Source organism: Kribbella sp. NBC_00662, assembly GCF_041430295.1.
Taxonomy (GTDB): Bacteria; Actinomycetota; Actinomycetes; order Propionibacteriales; family Kribbellaceae; genus Kribbella.
In genome coordinates this window covers 334,230-355,264 of sequence record NZ_CP109029.1, presented here as the reverse complement: position 1 = coordinate 355,264, position 21,035 = coordinate 334,230, and the positions used below count along the sequence as shown (strand labels likewise).

General features: G+C 68.4%; 17 protein-coding genes. 7 read left to right on the top strand and 10 right to left on the bottom strand.

Annotated elements, in window-relative coordinates:
* The first annotated feature begins 92 nt into the window (after positions 1-92).
* Both OHA10_RS01690 and OHA10_RS01685 read left to right on the top strand, forming a co-directional pair.
* Complete coding sequence (locus tag OHA10_RS01690) at positions 93-3,311, top strand: ATP-dependent helicase (RefSeq protein ID WP_371404386.1); 3,219 nt, start codon at positions 93-95, stop codon at positions 3,309-3,311.
* On the top strand, positions 3,311-6,538 hold the full coding sequence (locus OHA10_RS01685) for a UvrD-helicase domain-containing protein (protein WP_371404385.1): 3,228 nt from the start codon (positions 3,311-3,313) through the stop codon (positions 6,536-6,538). Before OHA10_RS01690 ends, OHA10_RS01685 begins: the two co-directional genes overlap by 1 nt.
* Positions 6,539-6,540: 2 nt before the next feature.
* Here the strand turns inward: OHA10_RS01685 and OHA10_RS01680 are convergent, their stop codons facing one another.
* On the bottom strand, positions 6,541-7,407 hold the full coding sequence (locus OHA10_RS01680) for a LysR family transcriptional regulator (RefSeq protein WP_371404384.1): 867 nt from the start codon (positions 7,405-7,407) through the stop codon (positions 6,541-6,543).
* A 75-nt stretch (positions 7,408-7,482) separates the two neighbouring features.
* Between OHA10_RS01680 and OHA10_RS01675 the strand changes: the two genes are divergently transcribed.
* Positions 7,483-7,992, top strand: coding sequence for a hypothetical protein (locus OHA10_RS01675; RefSeq protein ID WP_371404383.1), 510 nt, complete (start codon positions 7,483-7,485; stop codon positions 7,990-7,992).
* 16 nt (positions 7,993-8,008) lie between these two features.
* On the opposite strand, the gene OHA10_RS01670 is transcribed toward OHA10_RS01675, so the two are convergent.
* The 3 genes from OHA10_RS01670 to OHA10_RS01660 all read right to left on the bottom strand — a co-directional run bounded on the left by OHA10_RS01670 (position 8,009) and on the right by OHA10_RS01660 (position 9,865).
* Entirely contained in the window at positions 8,009-8,551 is a 543-nt protein-coding gene (locus OHA10_RS01670) for a Uma2 family endonuclease (RefSeq protein ID WP_371404382.1), read from the bottom strand.
* A 138-nt stretch (positions 8,552-8,689) separates the two neighbouring features.
* Positions 8,690-9,181, bottom strand: coding sequence for a Uma2 family endonuclease (locus OHA10_RS01665; RefSeq protein ID WP_371404381.1), 492 nt, complete (start codon positions 9,179-9,181; stop codon positions 8,690-8,692).
* Positions 9,182-9,244: 63 nt separating this feature from the next.
* Positions 9,245-9,865 carry a hypothetical protein gene (locus tag OHA10_RS01660; RefSeq protein WP_371404380.1) on the bottom strand — a complete coding sequence of 207 codons (621 nt, stop codon included), beginning with the start codon at positions 9,863-9,865 and terminating at the stop codon, positions 9,245-9,247.
* 60 nt (positions 9,866-9,925) lie between these two features.
* Here OHA10_RS01660 and OHA10_RS01655 point away from each other — a divergent pair, with 60 nt between their 5' ends.
* The gene (locus OHA10_RS01655; protein WP_371404379.1) at positions 9,926-10,513 is read left to right on the top strand and encodes a TetR/AcrR family transcriptional regulator; all 588 of its coding nucleotides are present in this window, start codon (positions 9,926-9,928) and stop codon (positions 10,511-10,513) included.
* Here OHA10_RS01655 and OHA10_RS01650 read toward each other — a convergent pair.
* Both OHA10_RS01650 and OHA10_RS01645 read right to left on the bottom strand, forming a co-directional pair.
* Positions 10,494-12,230 carry an IucA/IucC family siderophore biosynthesis protein gene (locus OHA10_RS01650; protein WP_371404378.1) on the bottom strand — a complete coding sequence of 579 codons (1,737 nt, stop codon included), beginning with the start codon at positions 12,228-12,230 and terminating at the stop codon, positions 10,494-10,496. The two genes, OHA10_RS01655 and OHA10_RS01650, sit on opposite strands and share 20 nt — an antisense overlap.
* Positions 12,230-12,817, bottom strand: a complete 588-nt coding sequence (locus OHA10_RS01645; RefSeq protein WP_371404377.1) for a GNAT family N-acetyltransferase — start codon at positions 12,815-12,817, stop codon at positions 12,230-12,232. The genes OHA10_RS01650 and OHA10_RS01645 overlap by 1 nt, the downstream gene beginning before the upstream one ends.
* A 124-nt stretch (positions 12,818-12,941) precedes the next feature.
* On the opposite strand from OHA10_RS01645, the gene OHA10_RS01640 reads away from it, so the two are divergent.
* The gene (locus OHA10_RS01640; protein WP_371404376.1) at positions 12,942-13,874 is read left to right on the top strand and encodes a sigma-70 family RNA polymerase sigma factor; all 933 of its coding nucleotides are present in this window, start codon (positions 12,942-12,944) and stop codon (positions 13,872-13,874) included.
* A gap of 13 nt (positions 13,875-13,887) precedes the next feature.
* Here the strand turns inward: OHA10_RS01640 and OHA10_RS01635 are convergent, their stop codons facing one another.
* Genes OHA10_RS01635 through OHA10_RS01625 form a run of 3 tightly spaced genes read right to left on the bottom strand, consistent with a single transcriptional unit; the run spans position 13,888 to position 17,394 of the window.
* Entirely contained in the window at positions 13,888-15,453 is a 1,566-nt protein-coding gene (locus tag OHA10_RS01635; protein WP_371404375.1) for an AMP-binding protein, read from the bottom strand.
* A gap of 10 nt (positions 15,454-15,463) precedes the next feature.
* Positions 15,464-16,588 carry a DUF5938 domain-containing protein gene (locus tag OHA10_RS01630; protein WP_371404374.1) on the bottom strand — a complete coding sequence of 375 codons (1,125 nt, stop codon included), beginning with the start codon at positions 16,586-16,588 and terminating at the stop codon, positions 15,464-15,466.
* The gene (locus OHA10_RS01625) at positions 16,588-17,394 is read right to left on the bottom strand and encodes an SDR family NAD(P)-dependent oxidoreductase (RefSeq protein ID WP_371404373.1); all 807 of its coding nucleotides are present in this window, start codon (positions 17,392-17,394) and stop codon (positions 16,588-16,590) included. The genes OHA10_RS01630 and OHA10_RS01625 overlap by 1 nt, the downstream gene beginning before the upstream one ends.
* 168 nt (positions 17,395-17,562) lie before the next feature.
* On the opposite strand from OHA10_RS01625, the gene OHA10_RS01620 reads away from it, so the two are divergent.
* Positions 17,563-18,201: a TetR/AcrR family transcriptional regulator gene (locus OHA10_RS01620; RefSeq protein WP_371404372.1), complete on the top strand. Its 639-nt coding sequence runs from the start codon at positions 17,563-17,565 to the stop codon at positions 18,199-18,201.
* Position 18,202: 1 nt separating this feature from the next.
* Here the strand turns inward: OHA10_RS01620 and OHA10_RS01615 are convergent, their stop codons facing one another.
* Positions 18,203-19,315: a LacI family DNA-binding transcriptional regulator gene (locus OHA10_RS01615; RefSeq protein WP_371404371.1), complete on the bottom strand. Its 1,113-nt coding sequence runs from the start codon at positions 19,313-19,315 to the stop codon at positions 18,203-18,205.
* Between the two features lie 80 nt (positions 19,316-19,395).
* Here OHA10_RS01615 and OHA10_RS01610 point away from each other — a divergent pair, with 80 nt between their 5' ends.
* Positions 19,396-21,021 (top strand): FAD-dependent oxidoreductase, encoded by a 1,626-nt coding sequence (locus OHA10_RS01610; protein WP_371404370.1) that lies wholly within the window; start codon positions 19,396-19,398, stop codon positions 21,019-21,021.
* Positions 21,022-21,035 lie beyond the last annotated feature (14 nt).

Sequence of the window (21,035 nt, the reverse complement as noted above, 5' to 3'; positions counted from 1 at the left end):
CGGCTACGACGTCCTGTCCGGTTTCCGGCTATCGGGCCGGGGCGCGGGGTGGCTCGTCGCAGATTGTCGGTGGGGTCTGTTGAGATGGGGCGATGGTCAACAGACAGGGGTCCCGGTATCGACTGGTCCGGGCCGAGCGGCGCAGCGCGGAGGCGCCTGTCCTGGATGCTGATCAGCAGGCGGTCGTGGATCACCCCGGCGGGCCCTTGCTGGTGCTCGCCGGCCCCGGGACCGGGAAGACGACGACGTTGGTGGAGGCCGTCGTCGACCGGGTCCGCAATCGCGGCCTGAGCCCGGACGAGGTGCTCGTGCTGACCTTCGGGCGGAAGGCGGCGACCGAGCTCCGGGATCGCATCACCGGCCGGCTCGGGCGGACGACGCGGGTGATGCCGTCGATGACGTTCCATGCTTTCTGCTACGCGTTGCTTCGCCGGTTCACTCCGGCCGACGCGTTCGACGTGCCGCTGCGACTGCCGTCCGGGCCGGAGCAGTCGTTGCGGTTGAGCGAGGCGTTGTCAGGCAGCCGTGAGGTCGGTGCGGTGCACTGGCCCGGCAGTCTGCATCCGGCGTTGAAGACGCGCGGTTTCACCGACGAGGTGCAGGCCGTCATCGGCAAGGCGCGGCAGCTCGGCCTCGACCCGGAGGACCTTTCGGAGATCGGCCGTTCGGCGGAGCGGGCAGAGTGGGTGGCGGTCGGCGACTTCTTCGAGGAGTATCTGCAGGTCCTCGATGCCGAGCAGGTGCTGGACTACTCCGAGCTCATCCACCGCGCGGTGATCCTCGCGCAGCAGCCGTCGGTGCAGGCCAAGTTGCGAGCCGAGTTCAAGGCCGTGTTCGTCGACGAGTACCAGGACACCGATCCCGGTCAGACCAAGCTGTTGCAGGCGATCGCCGGTGACGGCCGGGACCTGGTCGTCGTCGGTGATCCGGACCAATCGATCTACACCTTCCGCGGAGCCGACGTCCGCGGTCTGCTGCGGTTCGCCGACGAGTTCCGGAACCGTGACGGTTCCGACGCTGCACAGATCGCGTTGGGGACGACGCGCCGCTTCGGTACGACGCTGCAGCGCGTGTCGCGCAATGTCGTGAACCGGCTCGGCGTGCCGGGATCGCTCGACCGGGAGACGTTCGAGCGGTTCCGCAACCCGGACGCGTCGTCGTGTGTTTTCGGCCCGGGGAAGGTCGAGGCGAACCTTTACTCGACCAGCGGCGCCGAGCTAGAGCACATCGCGGATCTGCTGCGGCGTGCGCATGTGCAGGACGGCGTCGGGTGGCACGAGATGGCGGTGCTGGTGCGGTCCGGCAGCCGTTCTATCCCGCCGCTGCGGCGTGCGCTGTCCGCGGCGGGGATCCCGGTGGACGTCGCGGGTGACGAGTTGCCGCTGTCGCGTGAGCCCGCCGTACGGCCGATGTTGCTCGCGTTGCGGGCGGTGGCCGATCCGGAGACGCTGACCGTCGACGTCGTACGGGCGCTGGCGTTGTCGCCGTTGGGGGCGATGGATGCGGGGCAGCTGCGGCGGCTGGCCCGGGTGCTGAGACGGCGGGATCGGGATGCCGCGGGCGGTCAGCGGTTGCCGCGCTCGTCGGACGAGCTGCTGCGGGAAGCGTTGATGAATCCGCTGCTGCTCGACGAAGAGGCGTCGCCGGCCGAGGCGCGGTTCGCGGCCCTGGGAGAGCGGTTGCTGAAGGCAAGGAACATCGTGACCGCGGGTGCCGCGCCGGACGAGGTGATGTGGTCGCTGTGGTCCGAGTCGCCGTGGTTGCGGCGGTTGCGCGGGCAGGCCGGATCGGGTGGCGAGATTGCCCGAACGGCGAACCGGGATCTGGATTCGTTGTGTGCGTTGTTCGACGCGGCGAGCCGGGCCGAGGAGCAGGTCGGGTTCAAGGGTGTGTCGGCGTTCCTGTCGGAGTTGGAGTCGCTGGACATCGCGGCGGACAACCGGTTCGACGGCACGTACCGCGAGGCCGGCGTACAGCTGATGACAGCGCACCGGTCGAAGGGTCTGCAATGGCGACTCGTCGTGGTGGCGTCGGTGCAGGAGGGGCAGTGGCCCGACCTGCGGCGGCGTGGGTCGTTGCTGGAGCCGGACCGGTTGGGGACGGACGGGCTGATCGATCCGTTGTCGGCCGGCGTGTTGCTGGCCGAGGAGAGACGGTTGTTCTACGTCGCGATCACCCGGGCCCGGGAGCGGTTGATCGTGACCGCGGTGCAGGCGCCAGAGGCCGATGGCGATCAACCGTCCCGATTCCTTGCCGAGCTGGACATTCCTTTGAAACTGGTCGCCGGACGGCCGCGGCGGCCGCTGTCGCTGCCCGGTCTGGTTGCCGATCTCCGGTGCGTGCTCGCGGATCCTTCGTCGTCACCTGCCTTGAAGCGGGTGGCGGCGGACCGATTGGCTCAGCTGGCGGACGCTGTCGACGACCGCGAGTACGCATTGGTGCCGACGGCGGATCCTTCGCGCTGGTGGGGTGTGCGGGAGCGGACGGAGTCGGCGCTGCCGATCGCGGACCCGTCGCAGCCGGTGCCGCTGTCCGGGAGTGCGTTGACCACGATCGTGGACTGTCCGTTGCGCTGGTTCCTGACCCGGCGGGCCGGTGGGGAGACGCCGAGCACGTCGGCGCTGGGGTTCGGTTCGGTGCTGCACGCATTGGCCGATGCGGTCGCGACCGGGACGTTGCCGCCGTCGGTCGACGAGCTGAACGGATGGCTGGACAAGGTGTGGACGCAGCTCGAGTTCGAGTCCGCCTGGATCTCGGACCGGGAGCGGGCCGAGGCCGAGCAGGCGCTGCGCCGGTTCGTCGCGTGGCACCAGGGCCGGCCCGACCGGACGCTGGTGGGGACCGAGGTGGAGTTCGACGTACTGCTGCCGGATGAGGAGAAGCCCGCGGTGCGGGTGAAGGGCCGGATGGACCGGGTCGAGAAGGATCCGGAAGGGACCGTCCGGGTGGTCGACCTGAAGACCGGTCGCACGATCCCGACCAAGCCGGCGCTGGAGCGGCATGTTCAGCTGGCGATCTATCAGCGCGCGATCAACTCGCGGCAGATGAAGAAGCTCGGCGAGGACGCGGTAGCCGGTGGCGCCGAGCTGGTCCAGTTGCGGCACGACGACAACGGCGGTTTCCCGAAGGTGCAGCACCAAGGACCGTTGGAAGCCGACGACGAGGGCCGCACGTGGCTCGACGAAGCCGTCGACGACGCCGAGTCGATGATCCGCACCGAGCAGTTCACCGCCCAACGCAACGACGGTTGCAACCGCTGCGAAGCCCGTGCCCTCTGCCCGATCCAGCCAGAAGGCCGGGAGATCGTCTGATGGCCGCCGCCCAACTTCGAACCACCGCTGACCTGTGCGACCTTCTCGGGATCCCGTTCTCCGACCAGCAGTTGGCTGCGATCACGGCGCCGCTCGCGCCCGGCGTGATCGTGGCGGGTGCCGGTTCCGGCAAGACGACGGCGATGGCCGCTCGCGTGGTGTGGCTGATCTGCACCGGCCAGGTGAAGCCGGAGGAAGTGCTCGGGCTGACGTTCACGAAGAAGGCTGCGAACGAGCTCGACGTCCGGATCCGCGACGACCTGACGAAAGCCGGCGTACTCGGATCGACGTTGCCGAAGGATCAGCACCCGCTGCTGGCGGCGCATCTGCGGAGCAACATCCCCAACTGGGAGCCCGAAGAGCCGGGCGAGCCGGTGGTCTCGACGTACCACGCGTTCGCCGGCACGTTGATCGCGGAGCACGGGCTGCGACTCGGCCTCGAGCCGGATTCCCGGGTGCTTGCCGATGCGACGCGTTTTCAGCTCGCCGGTCGGGTCGTACGGCGTTCCGCGGGGCCGATCCGGTTCGCATCGCACCACGTGCCGACGCTGGTGAACAGTCTGCTCGCGCTGGATGGCGAGCTTGCGGATCACCTGCTGAAGGCGGACGACATCCGCGACCACGACGACGCCGTACGGCAAGAGGTCGCGGCTGCTCGCAAGCAGACGGTGGAGGTCCGGAAGCTCGCCGAGACCGCTTTGAAGCGTGGCGAGATCCTGCAGTTGGTCGAGGAGTACCAGGCCTATAAGGCTGAGCGTGGTGTGGTCGACTTCGCCGACCAGATGGCACTCGGTGCGCGGCTGGCGGAGGAGTGCCCGGAGGTCGCCGCGGTCGAGCGAGCGCGGTACAAGGTCGTGCTGTTGGACGAGTATCAGGACACCTCGGTCTCGCAGCGTCGGATGTTGACGGCCTTGTTTGCCGCGGGCGATGGCCGGGGACATCCGGTGACCGCGGTCGGGGATCCCTGTCAGGCGATCTATGGGTGGCGTGGTGCCTCGGTCGCGAACCTCGACGAGTTCCCTGAGCACTTCCCGCAGGCTGACGGACGGCCGGCCGAGCGGTACGTGCTGAGCATCAACCGCCGCTGTGGGAGTCGCATCCTCGCGGCCGCCAACCAGCACGCTGCCGAGCTCTACGAGCAGCACCCCGGCGTCATCCCACTGGAAGCGCCGCAGGATGCTCCGGAGGGCGCGATCACCGTCGGGCTGTTCGAGACGCGCTCGCAGGAGATCGAGTGGGTCGCCGACGCGATCGTCGCCGCGCACCAGACCCGGAACCGCCGGTGGAAGGACATCGGCATCCTGATGCGGACGAACGTCGACCTCAGCGCTGTCCACGAAGCGCTGATCGCCCGGAAGGTGCCGGTCGAGGTCGTCGGCCTCGGCGGACTCCTCGCGCTACCCGAAGTCGTCGACGTCGTCGCCACCCTGCAAGCCGTCAACGACCTCACCGCGAACGCCGCGATGCTGCGCATTCTCACCGGCCCGCGGTACCGGATCGGCCACCGCGACCTCGCCCTGCTCGCCAACCGTGCCCGCGCTCTCGCCGACGCGGGGGAACGACCAGCCGCCGACGACTTGGTCGCCGCGCTGGACGCGGCCGTTGCCGGGATGGATTCGACCGAGGTCATCTCGCTCGCCGAAGCGGTCGACGATCCGGGCCGGGCGGAGTACGCGCCGGAAGCCCTGGTTCGCTTCAAGGAACTCTCCAGCGAGCTCCGCGAACTGCGGGCGCATGCCAGCGAGCCGCTGCTCGATCTGGTCCGGCGAGTGATCAGCACGATCGGCCTCGACGTCGAGCTGACCGCGACACCTGACCACGTCGACGCCGGCAGGCGCGACCACCTCGCCGCGTTCTTGGATGCCGTCGGCAACTTTGTCTCGACCGAGTCGGACGGTTCGCTCGACGGCCTGCTGGCATACCTGGCCGCCGAGGAGGAGTACGCCGCCGGTCTCGACCTCGCCGTACCGAGTGAGGCGGACTCGGTGAAGCTGCTGACCACGCACCGGTCGAAGGGGCTGGAGTGGCCGGTCGTCTTCGTGCCGACGCTGGTTTCGAAGGTGTTCCCGTCGGATCGCGGCCGGGACAAGTGGACGACGAACGCCAAGGTGCTGCCGTGGCCGTTGCGCGGCGACGCGGAGACGCTGCCGGACATCCACGATCTGTCGAACGCGGGGTTGAAAGCGTTCGCGGACGAGTGCAAGGACATGAACGCGCTGGAGGAACGTCGACTCGGGTATGTCGCTTTCACGCGCGCGAAGGAGCTGCTGGTGGCGACCGGGCATTGGTGGGGTCCGACGCAGAAGCGCCCGCGCGGCCCGTCGTCGTACCTCTCGGTGCTGAAGAAGCACGCCGGGGACCGCGTGATCGAGTGGGCCGAGCAGCCGGAGCTGACCGCGGAGAACCCGGAGCTTGCGGAGCAGACGCAGGCGCCGTGGCCGACGGCGTACGACCTGGAGTCGTACCAACGCAGGCTCGATGCGGCGGCTCTCGTGCAGTTGTCGCGGGCCGAGGGTCCGTCGGTCGAGGCCGAGGAGTCGCTGCTGCTCGACGAGCAGGCGACGGTCGCGCGCTGGGACTCGGAGATCGAGAGATTGTTGTCCGAGGCAAGAGAAAGCCGGAGCCGGAAGGCGTACGACGTGACGCTGCCGGCCGCGCTGTCCGCGACCCAGGTGATGCGACTGGCGAAGGACCCGGACGGCCTGGCCGCCGAGCTGGCGCGCCCGATGCCGCGCAAACCCAATCGGGCGGCGCGGTTCGGCTCCCGCTTCCACGCGTGGGTCGAGAGCTATTTCGGGCAACAGCTCCTCCTTGACCCGGACGATCTGCCCGGTGCCGCGGACGAGGACATCGTCGACGACACCGACCTCACCGACCTGATGGACGCGTTCCGCGACGGCCCGTTCGGCGAAACCACGCCGTACGAGATCGAAGCCCCGTTCGCCCTCGCCCTCGACGGCCGCGTCATCCGCGGCCGCATCGACGCCGTCTACCAGGTGGTCCGCGAGGACGGCTCCCGCGGCTACGACGTCATCGACTGGAAAACGACCCGCTCCGAAACCGCCGACCCGCTCCAGTTGGCGATCTACCGAGTCGCCTGGTCCGAACTCATGAACATCCCGCTGAGCCAGATCACCGCCGCCTTCTACTACGTCCGCGCCGGCGACATCATCCGCCCGGAAAACCTTCCGGACAAGGCGGAACTCGTCCGGCTGCTCAACGGATGAGCTCAGACAGTGGCGGCCTCCTCGAGGGCCGTCAGCATGGCCGCGATCGCCGGCGGGTCGGGTGGCTCGCCGTACGTCGCGGCGTACACGTGCCGGCGCGATCCCGGGATCTCGGTGGCGAAGATGCCGTCGACCTGGTGGCTGCGTAGTGCGAGACCGGGGATGGTCGTCACGCCGAGACCGGACCTGACCAGGGCCTGCATGACCACCATGTCGTCGGACGTGTAGCCGATCCTCGGTTCGTAGCCCTCGACCGCGCACAGGGAGATCAGATGACTGCGGCAACGATCGCAGCCCGCGATCCAGGTCGCGTCGCGCAGCTCGGCGAGCGTGGCCGGCCGGTCCTTCGAGAGCAGGTACAGCGGGTCGTCGAGCAGGTGGTGCAGTCGTACGCCGGTCGGCTCCGGCTCGGTCTCGTCGTACCGGAAGACGATCGCGACGTCGATCGTGCCGGCGCGCAGGAGCTCGAGCGCTTCGGGCGGATGCATGTCGGTCAGGCTCACCTCCAGCCCCGGGTGTTTGGCAGCCAGCGCCGCGACGGCCGCCGGTACGAGCGATCCGATCGCCGACGAGAAGCCCGCGAGACGAACCCGTCCGACCCGCAGGCCGACGTGCGCGGCCAGCTCGGCGTCGGCCGCGTCGATCCGGCCGATGATCTCCGCGGCTCGGGCGGCGAGCATCCGGCCGGTTTCGGTCAGGCGGATGCCGCGTCCGGCTCGCTGCAACAACTGCGCTCCGGTCTCGGCCTCGAGGCGGGACAGGTGATGAGTGACGGACGGCTGCGAATAGTGCAGCTCGCGCGCCGCGGCGGTGACCGATCCGAGGCGCGCGACGGCGTCGATGACGCGCAGTTTCGTGACATCGAGCATGTATCAAACCCGTCTATGGGTGAGAACGAATCTTGGCATTAGACGCTATGGGTTGAGGCGGCGCACGCTCAAGACATGACGACGACATCGATCTCCACCAGTGAACTGACCGACCTGGTCGCGGGCGTCCGTACCGCGATCGCTCAACACGCCGACTGGCACGGCACCGCACAGCTGGTGGCCGAGCAGTTGCGCAACCACCTACCGACACCCGACGTCCTGACAGCCGAGCAGCGTCTCGGCTCGGCGGACCGCTACCAGAGCCACACGTTGCACGTCGAACCCGACGGCTCGTTCTCGATCATCGCGCTGGTCTGGCGCCCCGGCCAGCTGACCCGGATCCACGACCACGTGACCTGGTGCGTGTTCGGAGTCATCCAGGGCGTCGAACACGAGGACCTCTACGACGCCGACCTCAACCTGATCGCCCAGAGCGACAACCAAACCGGCGACGTCAGCGGCTTCGCCCCTCCCGGCGACATCCACCGAGTCAACAACACCTCCGACACCACCGCGATCTCCATCCACATCTACGGCACCGACGTAACCCGCATCGGCTCCAGCGCCCGCCGCTTTTACAACTGACGCTGCGCGCTGTTGCTCAGCGCTCTCGGAGGAGCTCGGCCGGGACGATCTGTACGGGGAACGGCAGCGTCGCCTCGAAGACCTTCTCGCCGGCCACGACATCTCGCTCGACGTACAGGCCGTCCACGAGTTCGAGCACGGTCAGGGTCTCTTGCTCCGGATCCAAGATCCAGTAGGACGGCACGCCTGCTTGCTCGTAGACCCCGCGCTTCAGCAGGAGGTCCAGCATCTTGGTGCTGGGCGACAGGATTTCGACGGCGAGGCTGAGTGGCTTTCTCGCGTGCTTCGAGCCATGCTCGTCCGGACTGCACACGAGCACATCGGGCTGGACCGAACGCTTGGAGGTCGGCCGGTAGTCGAACGGCGCGACAAGCACCTCGAAGCCCGCGGGGCAGGCGATGTTGAGTGTGCTGCTGAGCTGGACCACTGCCCTCTGGTGGATCCGTGCAGGTGCAGGCGTCACGAAGAGACCGCCGTCGATGATCTCGCGCCGTCTCCCGTCGTCGGGTGCGGTGTCGAGATAGGCCAAGGTGTAAGGCCCTGACTCAAGTGGTTCCACGGACACAATCGTGCCTCCTCCTCGGTCACTGCACCAGCATGGTGTGGCCCGATGGGTGCTTGGTGCCGTTTGGCGAATCTGCCCCTGGTTGCCCCGACTTGACGCCGATCTGCCCCCGGATGCCCCTGGATGCCCCGGTTATCTCGTGAGTGCAGATGGGGTGAGGGAGACAGGAAACGGTTGGGTGGTGTGGAAGGTTTCTTCGGCCTGGAGGACGGCTTCGCAGGTGTAGCCGGTGGGGGTGAGGGTGAGGAGGGTTAGTTCTTGGGAGGTGGGGTCGAGGAGCCAGTAGGACGGGATTTGGTGGGTTTCGTAGAGGGTGCGTTTGAGGACTACGTCGGTGGTGCGGGTTGAGGGGGAGAGGACCTCTACGGCTAGCAAGGGTGGCTGGGTGGTGGCGTAGTTGCGGGGGCAGACGAGGAGGTCGGGGCGGAGGGTGGTGTGCGGGGTGGGGCGGAAGGCGAGTGAGCCGACCGAGACCAGGAGGTCCGGTGGGCAGGCCTGTTTGAGAAGGACCATGAGCGCGACGACGGCCGCGTGATGGGCGGGCGGTTGGGCGCCGGTGATCAGCAGGCGCCCGTCCACCACCTCGTACCGCCTGCCGTCGCGCGTCGTCTCCAGAGCTGTCACCCGACCAGCCTGACGCATCCGTCACCGCCGCGGCGGGAGTTATCCACAGGACGACGGCAAGGGTCAGACGGCGGCGAAGGACGGGAGCGGCGGGCGGACCGGGGAGAGTGCGATGAAGGACGGTACGTCGGACAGCGCGTCGATCGCGTCCCAGAGGGCGAGGCCTTCGGCAGCTGTTACCGGAGCCGCGAGTACCGCGCCGTGGAACAGGACCGTCCCGTTCTCGATCAGCGTCGGGATCACCGGGGTCGTCGCGGCGTTGGTGGACGACCGGATGGTCTCGTCCCAGTCGGCGTCATCCGCGGCAGCCAGCCACGAATCGTCCAGGCCGGCATCCGCCAGCGCGGCCACCAGCGTCGCCGTGGTCGGCGGCTGGGGCGGACCGGGCGTGAACACCCGGGACCCCCACGCCAGATAGAGGGGCTCGACGGCCCCCGACCGACCGGCCGCCCGCAGCGCCTCGAACACCCGGAGCACCCGCAGAGATTCCTTGCTAGCGGCAACAGCCAGCGCGCGGACGAACTCCGGTACGCCGTCGAGCTGCCGATCCCCGTCCCGGATCCACAGGCTGTACGAGCGGAACTCCAGCCGCAGCTCTCGCTCCGGCGCCACCGCTGTCAGCCACCGCACCGCGAGCCAGCTCCACGGGCACGCCGGATCGGCGGACAAATCCAGTGATCTCATCAGATCTCCCATCTGTTCATCAGAGTATGACTCTGATGAACAGAGTGCTAGGTTGATCGCGTGGCTGTCAAGGACTCGCACCGCGCCCGGCAGGCCCAGGCGACCAAGGAGCAGGTGGCGCGGGCCGCGCGGGTCCTGTTCGCCGAGCACGGATACGTCGCGACGACGATCGCCGCGATCTCCGCGGCCGCCGACATCCCGGCGCAGACGATCTACTCGGCGTTCGGGAACAAGCCCGCCATCCTCCGGGAGATCGCCCGGATCTGGATCGCCGACGCCGATACCCGCCGGCTCGCCGAAGAATCGCTCGCGCTGGCCGATCCGGCCGCCCGGATGCGTGCCGCCGCGCACTGGCACACCCGCCAGTTCGAGACGGGGATCGACGTGATCCGGATCTACCAGGAGGCCGCCCGCGCGGACCCCCGGATGGCCGACGAGCTACGGCGGGTCTGGGGAGCGCGTGAGCGGGAGCTCGAGCTGTATCTCGCGTCCTTCGAGCTGTCCCACCCACCCGACCGCGCGCTCGACATCTTGCTGGCCTGCACTGCGAGCGAGGTGTATTCGCTGCTCGTCCACGACCGCGGTTGGTCGGTCGCGGAGTACGAGCGCTGGCTCGGCGACTGTCTGGTCAGTCAGCTGCTTCCGTGACCAGAGGATTCTCCAAGGTGCCGACGAACTGGAGGGACCCGGCGACGTCGGTGAGGTCGACCATCTGCTGGTTGTTGCGGAGTTGCAGCCGGTTCAGGCAGGACAGCGCGAACTCCGGCGGGAACAGGTCGTACTTCGCGAACGCCTCGGCCAGCTCCGGCGTCGCAGCCTGGTAGTCGCGCACCGCCTCCGCCACCACCGACCAGAACTCGTCAGGCGTCAGCAGACCCTCGCGATCCAGCAACGGTGACAGGAACCGGAAGATGCAGTCGAAGACATCGGTGAAGATCGACAGCAGCTTCTCGTCCTCGGGCACCTCGGCGCGCACCCGCTCGGCCTCCGCCGGGATCGGCGTCGCCGGGCTCAGTACGGCGATCTCCTCCGCGATGTCCTTCATGATGACCCGGATCGGGATCGCGTCCCGCAGTACCAGGATCAGGTTCTCGCCGTGCGGCATGAACACCAGCTCGTACGCGTAGAAGCTGTGCAGCAACGGGATCAGATACGCGTCGACGTACGCCCGCATCCAATCCGCCGGCGCCAACCCCGATGCCCGCACCAAAGCCGCCGCGAGCGAATCGCCATGCCGATCGACATGCAGCAGTGAGGCCATCGTCGCGAGCCGCTCACCCGGCTCCAGCGAAGGCACCGGGCTCTCCCGCCACAGCGCCGACAACATCTTCCGGTACGGCGACGTCTTGTCGGTGGCGTTCTCGTAGTACCGGTTGTGGTACCCGGCCGCCACGATCTCGCGCAGCACGCTGAAGCCGTACCGCTTCAGAACAAGGTCGTTCGAGACCACCGAGTGCACCCAGTCGTTGATCGCGGGCGTCGCGGCCATGTACGACGGCGACAGCCCGCGCATGAACCCCATGTTGAGGACCGACAACGCCGTCTTCACGTAGCACCGCGACGGCACGGACCGGTTGAAGAACGTCCGGATCGACTGCTGCGGCTGATAGACGTCGTCCGTCGTCCCGAGGTAGATGATGTGCCGCTGCGCGATATCCGCGGCGAACGTGATCGACGTCTTGTTCTCCCACTGCCACGGATGCACCGGCAGGTACACGTACTCCGCAGGATCAGCGCCTACGGCAACAATCTCCGCCGCGAACCGCTCCAGGACCTGAGCCCCCAACTCGGCGCGCAACAGCTCGTCATAGGACAGTGTGCTGCTGTGCGCAACCGTGGTCCGGTCCCGCCGCGTAGCGATCCAGGACAGCTGCACCGGCGCACCGGTCTCGGGTGCGTAGGCCAGGTAGTCGCTCACTCCGAACCCGAGCCGCCCGTTGTTCGCCACGAAACACGGATGCCCCTCGGTCATCGCGGCCTCGATCACCTGGAAGTCCGCGGTGACCAGGTCCGCCGCGGTCAGGTCCGGCTTCGACGCCTTGTACGCCGCCGACGCCAGCGTGCTGCTGATCTCCTCGAGGTACACCGGCAGCATCTCCGCGCCGATCCTCAACTGCTCGTGGAACGTCGTGACGAACTCCAACGCATCGATCGGCCCGCCGTCGTCCCGGACGATGCTCGCGGCATCGATATCCCAATGGTTCAAGGGATACAGCCGAGCATCGAATCGATACCCACCCACCGCGAACCCGTTGTCGACCACAACAGGTATCAGGATCCGCTCGTGCGCGAACTCGGCCAGCGCCTTCCGCACCAGGGCGCGGTTGACCACGGCCCAGACGTCCGGGTTCAGATGCGAGATCATCAGCCTGCCTCGTTCATCCGGTGTGCGTCGGCGTACTGGTCGCGGGTGCAGAAGCTCAACCACGCCTGCTTGTCGGCCAGCTGTACGACGCTGTGCTTGCGGAACCCCATCCGCTCGTTCAGCGCCTGGATCTTCACGTTGCGTACGTCGGGCTCGACCACGACCCGGTCGACCAGCGGATCGCTGAACAAGCTGTCCATGATCGTCTCGAACACCGCGGCGGTGAACCCGGAGATCGGCGTGGTCGCCGGCCCGACCAGCACGTGCATGCCGATGTCACCCGGCGCGACGTCGTACACCTGCCCGACCGCGTCGTACGTCGGCTCGTAGCGCTCCATCAGGAACGCCGGCCGCCCGTCGTGCTCACCGAGGAAGGCGCAATGGTGCGCACTCTGCTCGATCCGGAGGTACTCCGCGTGCACGTCGGCGACCGATGCGTCGAGGAGACCCCAGTACCGCGCGTACGGCTGGGTGACCCAGCTGTGCAGTGTTGTCACGTCCTCGGTCAGGTCGAACGGCCGGAGGCTGAAGGTGCCGAGGCCGGCGGCGAAACGCCGGTACGTCGGCTCGGGCAGTGCTCTGGTCATGGGCGGACCCTGCTTTCGAGGTGGCGGACCTGTTAGCTAAGGCTTACCTTACTAGACGCTCGACCTCGCGAAGAACCGGGTCCGTATCCTGGGGGTCACCTCGTCCGTCCACACAGGTATGACCATGTCCGATCTGACCGACGCTCTCGACCTTCCCGAGCTGAAGGCGACCAGGCGGGCCCGGCGGGAGTTCCTCGACCGCCTCGAGCCGCTGCGCTCCGGCCTGTACAAGTACTGCCGCCGGCTGACCGGCAACGCGTTCGACGCCGAGGACCTCGTCCAGGAGTCGCTGGCGCGCGCGTTCACGCAGGCCGCGCAGGCGCACAGCCCGATCGTCAATCCGCGTGCCTGGTTGTTTCGGGTCGCCACCAACGCGTACGTCGACAGCTACCGCCGCCAGTCGCCTGTCCTCGTCGACGCGCCGGAACAAGCCGCACCGGACACCGCCGACCCCGCAGAGGTCCGTGACGCCTGGGCTCAGCTCGTGACCCTCCTCCCGCCGCAGGAGCGCGCAGCACTCGCACTGAAGGACCTCTTCGGCTTCACCCTCACCGAGGTCGCCGACGTACTGCGGACCTCAGTAGGAGCCGTCAAAGCAGCACTCCACCGCGGACGGGGACGCCTGGCCGATCCGGAGCGCTCACTGAAGACCCGTGAGGCCCCGGACCGTCGTCTGCTGGATGCGGTCGCCGACGCGTTCACGGCGTACGACGTACCTCGGCTGACCGCGCTGCTGCTGGCCGACGCGGACAGCGAGATCCTCGGCGTGCTGACGGAGTACGGCGCCGACAACATCCGGCAAGGCTCGATCGAGCACACTCTGGACCTGTCCAAGCCCTACCGCTACACAGCAGACGTCGTGGACCTCTGGGGCGAGCCGGTCCTGGTGATCCATATCGTCCGCGACGGCCACCGGGCTGTGAACGATCTGATGCGTCTGACCACCGAAGACGGCAAGGTCCGATCGATCCGCTGGTACTACTTCTCCCCGGACTTCCTCACCGAAGTAGGAGCTGCCCTCGGCGAGCCAGTGGAGCCGAACGGCCACCACTACTGACTCGGGGAGCGCGTCAGCCAGTAGCTAGCCGGGCCTTGATCTCCGGCTTGACCACCTTGCCGACCTTGGAGCGGGGCAGGTCGTGCCAGACGAGCACCTGCTTCGGTGCCTTCACGCTGCCGATCCGTGCCTTCGCGAACGCGATCAGCTCCTCCGGTCCGACCAGACTGCCCGGCTGCAGCTGGACGACGGCGACGACCCGCTCGCCCCACTTCTCATCAGGTTGTCCGACAACTGCGCAATCCTGGACGTCGGTGTGCGCCATCAGCGCCTGCTCGACCTCGGTCGAGTACACGTTGAAGCCGCCGGTGATGATCATGTCCTTGGCCCGGTCGACGATGTACAGGAAGTTGTCGCCGTCCAGGTAGCCGATGTCACCGGTGTGGTGCCAGCCGTACGCCGACGCCGCCGCGGTCGCATCCGGGTTGCGGTAGTAGCCCCGCATCACCAATGAGCCGCGGACGACGATCTCACCTCGCTCGCCCGAGGGAAGGAGAGCGCCGTCCGCGCCCATGATCGCCACCGTGACCAGCGGTGACGGCCGCCCGGCCGACGACAGCCGGCCCCGCGCAATGTTGCCTGCGGCATCGAAATGCGCGGCGGGCGGCAGGATCGAGATCATCATCGGCGCCTCGGTCTGCCCGAACAGCTGCGCCATCACCGGACCGATCCGCTGCAACGCCTCCTCGAGCCGGGCGACCGACATCGGCGCCGCGCCGTACCAGAAGCACCGCAACGACGACAGGTCCGTGGAGTCCAGCTCCGGCGCCGCCAGCACCATGTAGATCAGCGTCGGCGGCAGGAACGTGTGCGTCACCCCGTGTCGCGGTATCAGCTCCAGGAACGCATGGACGTCGGGAGCTCGCATGATCACGATCTCCCCGCCGGACGCGAGCACCGGGAAGCACAGCACCCCGGCCGCGTGCGTCAACGGCGCCAGCGCCAGGTAGACCGGCCGCTCGCCGAACGGGTACCCCATCAGGGTCAGCGCGGTCATCGTCTCGAGATTGGCGTTGCCGAGCATCACTCCTTTCGGACGGCCCGTCGTACCACCGGTCCCGACGATCATCGCGAGGTCGTCCGGATCGGTCAGATCGGGCGCCGGCTGGGACGCGCCCCCGCTGAACGCGTCCCAACCGACGATTCTCCGACCGCTGGGGTGGGGGTCTGGGTCGGAGTCTGTGGGCTCCCCGTCGAGGCACACGAACGTGTGCACCTTGGGCAGCGAGTCCCGGATGCGGTCCACCAGCGGCGTGAACGCCGACTGGTAGATCAGTACTTCGCAGTCGAACTGGTCGAGCAGCTCACGGTTCTCCGCGGCCTCGTTGCGCGGATTGATCGGGCACCAGATCGCACCGGCCCGGCTGATCCCGAACACGCAGCTGAACGCGATCGGGTCGTTCGCGGACAGGATCGCGACCTTCCCGCCCGGACGTACGCCGGTCGCCTCCAGCGCGCCGGCGATGCGGTACGACAGCTGCTGCACGTCGGCGTACGAGAGGGTCTCGCCGTCCGTAGTGAGGCAGGCCGCATCCGGGCCCAGCGAGGCGCCCTTGTCCAGGTAGTCGACCAGTCGCACGGCAACTCCCTCAATGCTGAACAGTGAGCTGCGGCTCGGACACCAGTCCGAAGCTCCGCAGTACGCCGAGCAGCTCGCGGTGACCGAATGCCTGGCAACCACTCGCGAACCCGACCCGCTTCGGCGGCGTCTGCAGCAGCGAGTACGCCGCGTACGCCTGGAGCAGACCGGTCTGCTGGTAGTTGCTGTTGCCGTGGATGACACAGTGCGCCCGACCGAGCGGTCCGGAAGCGTGCACCGAGTCCAGAGTCTTGTTGACCCGTGGGTTCTCGCGTGGTGGCATCTCGTTCATCACCTGGCGCGCGGTGGCGGTCAGTGCCTCGTTGCGCTCGTCCGGCGCCATGTCCTTGGTCGCCTCGAGCGCCGCGGCGACGATCTGCGGTACGCCGTTCATCAGCGCCGCGTTGAAGACACCGCCCTGCGCCTTGCAGTTGGCGACGCGTGGATCGCGCTTGAACCACACCGGGTGCGACATACCGCCCCACGGCAGCGAGAGTGCCAGCTCGTGCTGTCCGGGAACGACCAGCTGCACCAGACCCTGGGTGGGGAACTCGGCGTACTGGTTGTTCTCCAGGTAGTGCGCCTTCGACGTCGCAGCGTTCACCAGGATCGTGCGCGTCGAGGCGATCGTCGGGCTGCCGCCCCAGAACACAGCGATGTCGAGAGTGTCCAGCCCTGGCTGCTCGAGGCACAGCTGCGCAGCGATCTCGCTGGTCGTGTACATCTGCGCGATGCCGGGCGCCAGCACCAGACCGGCCTCGGCGAACTGCGGACCGTACTTCTCGTCGCAGGTCATCAACCAGTCCTGCTCACCGGTCGTGTCGGTGTAGTGCGCACCCGCGGCCAGCGCTGCTTCGACAGCGGCCGGACCGAGCTCGCTGAAGGGTCCGACGGTGTTCAGGACGACGGATGCGCCTTTGAACAGGTCTGTCAGCGCAGCGGTGTCGTGGTCGACCGTGGCGATCTCGTAGTCGGCGGTCTCGATGCCCGGGACATGGGCATCCATCGAGGCCTTCAGCTTGGCCTCGTCGCGACCGGCGGCGACGAACGGGACGTGGTACTGCCGGAGGTACTCGCAGACCAGACGGCCGGTGTAGCCGGAGGCGCCGTAGACGACGACAGGTTTGGTTGCCATCACATCCCCATTCCGCCGTCGACGGGCAGGCCGATGCCGGTGATGAACCGGGCCTCGTCCGATGCCAGGAAGACGACCGCGTCGGCCATGTCCGCCACCTCGCCGAGCCGGCCTGCCGGGGTCAGTGCGATGACGGCGCCGACCGCTGCCTCGGGGGACTCGAACAGCCCGAGCTGCGCACAGTCGTTGGCCAGGCCCATCCCCATCGCGGTCGGGACCAGCCCGGGGTACAGGCAGTTGACGCGGACGCCGTACCCGAGCTTGCCGGACTCCATCGCGGCGACCTTGGTGAGGCGGTCGACCGCGGACTTGGTCGCGGAGTAGACCGCGATACCGGGGAACGCGATGGTCGCGGCGACCGACGCGACGTTGATGATCGCGCCGCCCTGGCCGGCCAGCCCCTCGGGCCGCATCGTCCGCAGGCCCCACTTGACCCCGAGCGTGGTGCCGAGGACGTTCACCTCGAGCATCTTGCGGATGTCGTCGGCGGTGACCTCGGTGAGCAGGCTGGTGATCTCGATCCCGGCGTTGTTCACCAGGATGTCCAGGCCGCCCATGATGTCGTTGGCCGCGACGACCGCGTTCTCCCACTGGGCGTCGTCGGTGATGTCGTGCGCGACGAAGCCGTTGCCAGCTCCGAACTCGCTGTCCAACGCGTCGGCGACCTTCTCGCCGGCGTCCTTCTGCAGGTCGCTGATCACGACTTTCGCGCCGGCTGCCGCGAGGGCCTTCGCCATACCCTCACCCAGCCCCTGGGCGCCGCCGGTGACGAGGGCCTTGCGGCCGGAGAGATCGAGAGAACCCATCTGTAGCTCCTTTGCTGACAGGACGAGGCTGGCGTTTCACACTCTGGCCAGGTCTTTGACACTCGTCAAGACTTTGTTTGACACTTGTCAAGAAATCTCCCCGCACCGGGACGCGCCTGGCCCGGGGCGGGGTACTCTGACGCAACGACCCGATGAGGAGAGGGCGGTGTGGCAGTGACGTCTGCGAGTGCTGCTGAAGCGGACCGGCCGGCCCGGGTCTCCGGGATCGACAAGATCGAGCGCCGCCGGATCGCGCTGGCCGAGTCCGCGCTGAAGACCCTCGGCGAGCTCGGGTACGCGCGGACCAGCCTGCGGGAGATCGCGAACAACTCCGAGTTCACCCACGGCGTCGTGCACTACTACTTCCGCGACAAGATCGACCTGATCAGCTACTGCGTGCGCTACTACAAGACCAAGTGCGCCCGGCGGTACGACGAAGTGGTCGAGACCGCGACGTCAGGGGAGGAGCTGGTCACCGGGTTCCTGGCGAAGATGACCCAGACCCTGGTCGACGAGACCCCGATGCACAAACTCTGGTACGACCTGCGTGCGCAGAGCATGTTCGAGGAGCAGCTCCGCCCCGACGTCGAGGCGATCGACAAGCTGCTCGAGGAGATGATCTGGCGCATCCTCGGCCGGTACGCCGATCTCACCGCGACCACGCCGACTGTTGACGCGCCGACGGCGTACGCGATGGTGGACGGCCTGTTCGAGCAGGCCGTGGTCGGCTACGCGGCGAACCCGGACAAGACCCCGGACCTGCTGACCGATCGGCTCGTGCAGGTCCTGCCCAAACTGACTGCGTAGCTCAGCTGTTCTGCGGTGGCGGTCCGACAGTGCCGGCGTCGCGAATCGTGCAGGGGAGTGTGACGGTGACCGGTCCTGTGGCACCCGTCAGCCGCTGGAGGATCAGGCGCACGGCTTCCCGGCCCATGTCGCGCCGGGGGATCGAGAGCTCGGTGAGATGCTCAACGCCGGGGACCTCCGGCGTACCGCTCAGGCCGACGAGCGAGAAGTCCTCCGGCGCAGACAGCCCGGCGGTCTCCGCGGCGGTACGCAGCGCAACGGCCACGGCCGAGCTCTCGACGACCACAGCCGTCAGCCGCCGGTCTCGCACCCAGCGCAGCGCCTGAGCTGCGTCGGTCACCGTCGTCGGCACGTCGTTCGACGCCGGCGAGCCGAAGGCTGCGGTGTGGGACTCGACCGTGGGGTTGCGGGACACGCCTAGTTGGAAGCCCGCGCGGCGGCCGGCCACGGCTTCGTTCGCGGTGCCGGCCTGGACGAGTAGGCCGATGCGGCGGTGGCCGAGTCCGGCCAGCCGGTCGACGATCCCGGCCGTGGTGTCGAGGTAGTTCGCGCCGACCCAGGACGCCTCGACGCCCTCGATGTGCCGCTCGCCGACGAACACGAACGGATAGTGCTCCTCCTGCAGCCGGCGGATCTGGTCGTACCTCTCGTCCCACCCGAGCAGCAGCCCGCCGTCCGCGAGTTGCAGGCCGTTGGCTCCCGTCGGGTACAGCGAGCGGGCGCCGGTCTCGTCCTTGGCCGCGCACAGCATCAGCAGGTTGTAGCCGGCCTCTTCGGCGGCCTCCTCGATCCCGACCAGGAACTCGTAGAAGAAGTCCTCCTTGAGCAGCGGGAACAACCGCTGCCAGGAGAACACCCCGAGCAGCCGGTTCGTCCCGCCGGCCAGGTTGCGGGCGGCGATGTTCGGCGAGTAGCCGAGCGTGCGGACGGACTCCAGCACCCGCTGCCGGGTGCGCTCGCTGATCCGGATGTTGCCGTACTGCCGGCGGTTGACGACGGCGGACACGATCGCGGGCGACACCCCGGCGTGCTTGGCGACGTCGGCCTGGGTGGCCCGTCGCCCGCCACCGCCGGCCGTCGCCGGCCTGGCCGTTCCGTCCCCGCGACTCTTCACGGCAGAGAGCTTACCAGGGGATTGGCGCGCAATACGTAATGCGCTACTATCACCGCGTCGTCAACCTGAGGAGAGCGCGAGTGACCGAGTACCAGGCGGATGTGGCAGTGATCGGTGGCGGTCTTGGCGGGATCGCCGCGGCGCTCGCGGTGCTGGCCGCCGGCCGCCGGGTCGTGCTGACCGAGGAGTCGCCCTGGCTCGGCGGCCAGTCGACCAGCCAGCTCGTCCCGCCGGACGAGCACCCGTGGATCGAGTCGGTCGGCCGGACCCGGTCGTACGCCGCCTTCCGGGACCGGGTCCGCGACTACTACCGGCGCAACTACCCGCTGCACGGTGCCGCCCGCGAGGACGTCCGGCTCAACCCGGGCAACGGACAGGTCAGCGGGCTCACCCACGAGCCGCGGGTGGCGCTCGCCGTCCTCGAGGAGATGCTGCACCCCTACGAGGTGGACCGGCAGCTGATCGTGCTCCGGGACTGCGAGCCGGTGGCGGCCGACACCGACGGCGACCGGATCTCGTCGGTCACTGTGCTGGACAAGGCCAGCGGCAACCACGCCACCGTCGTCGCGCCGTACTTCGTCGACGCCACCGAGTTCGGCGACCTGCTCGAGCTGGCCGACGTCGAGCACGTCATCGGCGCCGAGTCGATCCACGACACCGGCGAGCCGCACGCGGTCGACGGTCCGGCGGCGCCGCTCGACCAGCAGGCCGTCACCTGGTGCTTCGCGCTGGACCACCGTCCCGACGAGGACCACACCATCGACCGGCCGGAGAACTACGAGTTCTGGCGCTCCTACACGCCGGACTTCTGGCCGGGACCGCTGCTCGGCTGGACCGATGTGCTGCCGACGACGCTCGAGCCGCGGACCGAGGGACTGTTCGCCGACGAACACTCGGCGCGTGGCGCGATCGCGCGTGACCGGTGGAACTTCCGCCGGATCATGACGGTAGGCCACTACCCCGAGGGCAGGTACGCCTCGGACATCACGGTCGTGAACTGGCCGCAGGCCGACTACTTCCTCGGGCCGTTGCTGGGCGTCGGCGCGGACGAGCGGCGACGGCATGAGCAGGCCGCGAAGGAGCAGTCGCTGGCCTTTCTGTACTGGATGCAGACCGAAGCGCCGCGGTACGACGGCGGCACCGGCTACCCGGGGCTCCGGCTCCGCCCGGACGTCACCGGGACGCCCGACGGCCTCGCGATGCGTCCGTACGTCCGCGAGGCGCGCCGGATCCTGGCCGAGACGCGGGTGCTCGAGCAGCACGTAGGGGTCGAGGCCCGTGCGCTGGCCGGGCTGCCGGACGGCGCGGAGTCGTTCGCGGATTCGGTGGGCGTCGGGTCGTACCGGATCGACCTGCACCCGTCGACCGGGTCCGACGGCAAGCCGCGGACCTACGTCGACATCTCCAGCTACCCGTTCCAGATCCCACTCGGTGCGCTGCTGCCGCGTCGGGTGGACAATTTGCTTGCTGGAGGCAAGAACATCGGCAGTACCCACCTCACCAACGGCTGCTACCGGCTGCACCCGGTCGAGTGGACCATCGGCGAGGCGGCGGGCGCGGCCGCGGCGTACGCGCTCGACCAGGGGGTGCTCCCGCGCGCGATCCGTGCGGACGAGCGCCGGCTCGCCGACTTCCAGCAGCTGCTGACCAGCCGGCTCGGGTTCCACCTGAGCTGGCGCGAGTACGCCCGGACGGTTCGCAACTGAGGTGGCGGCCGGAC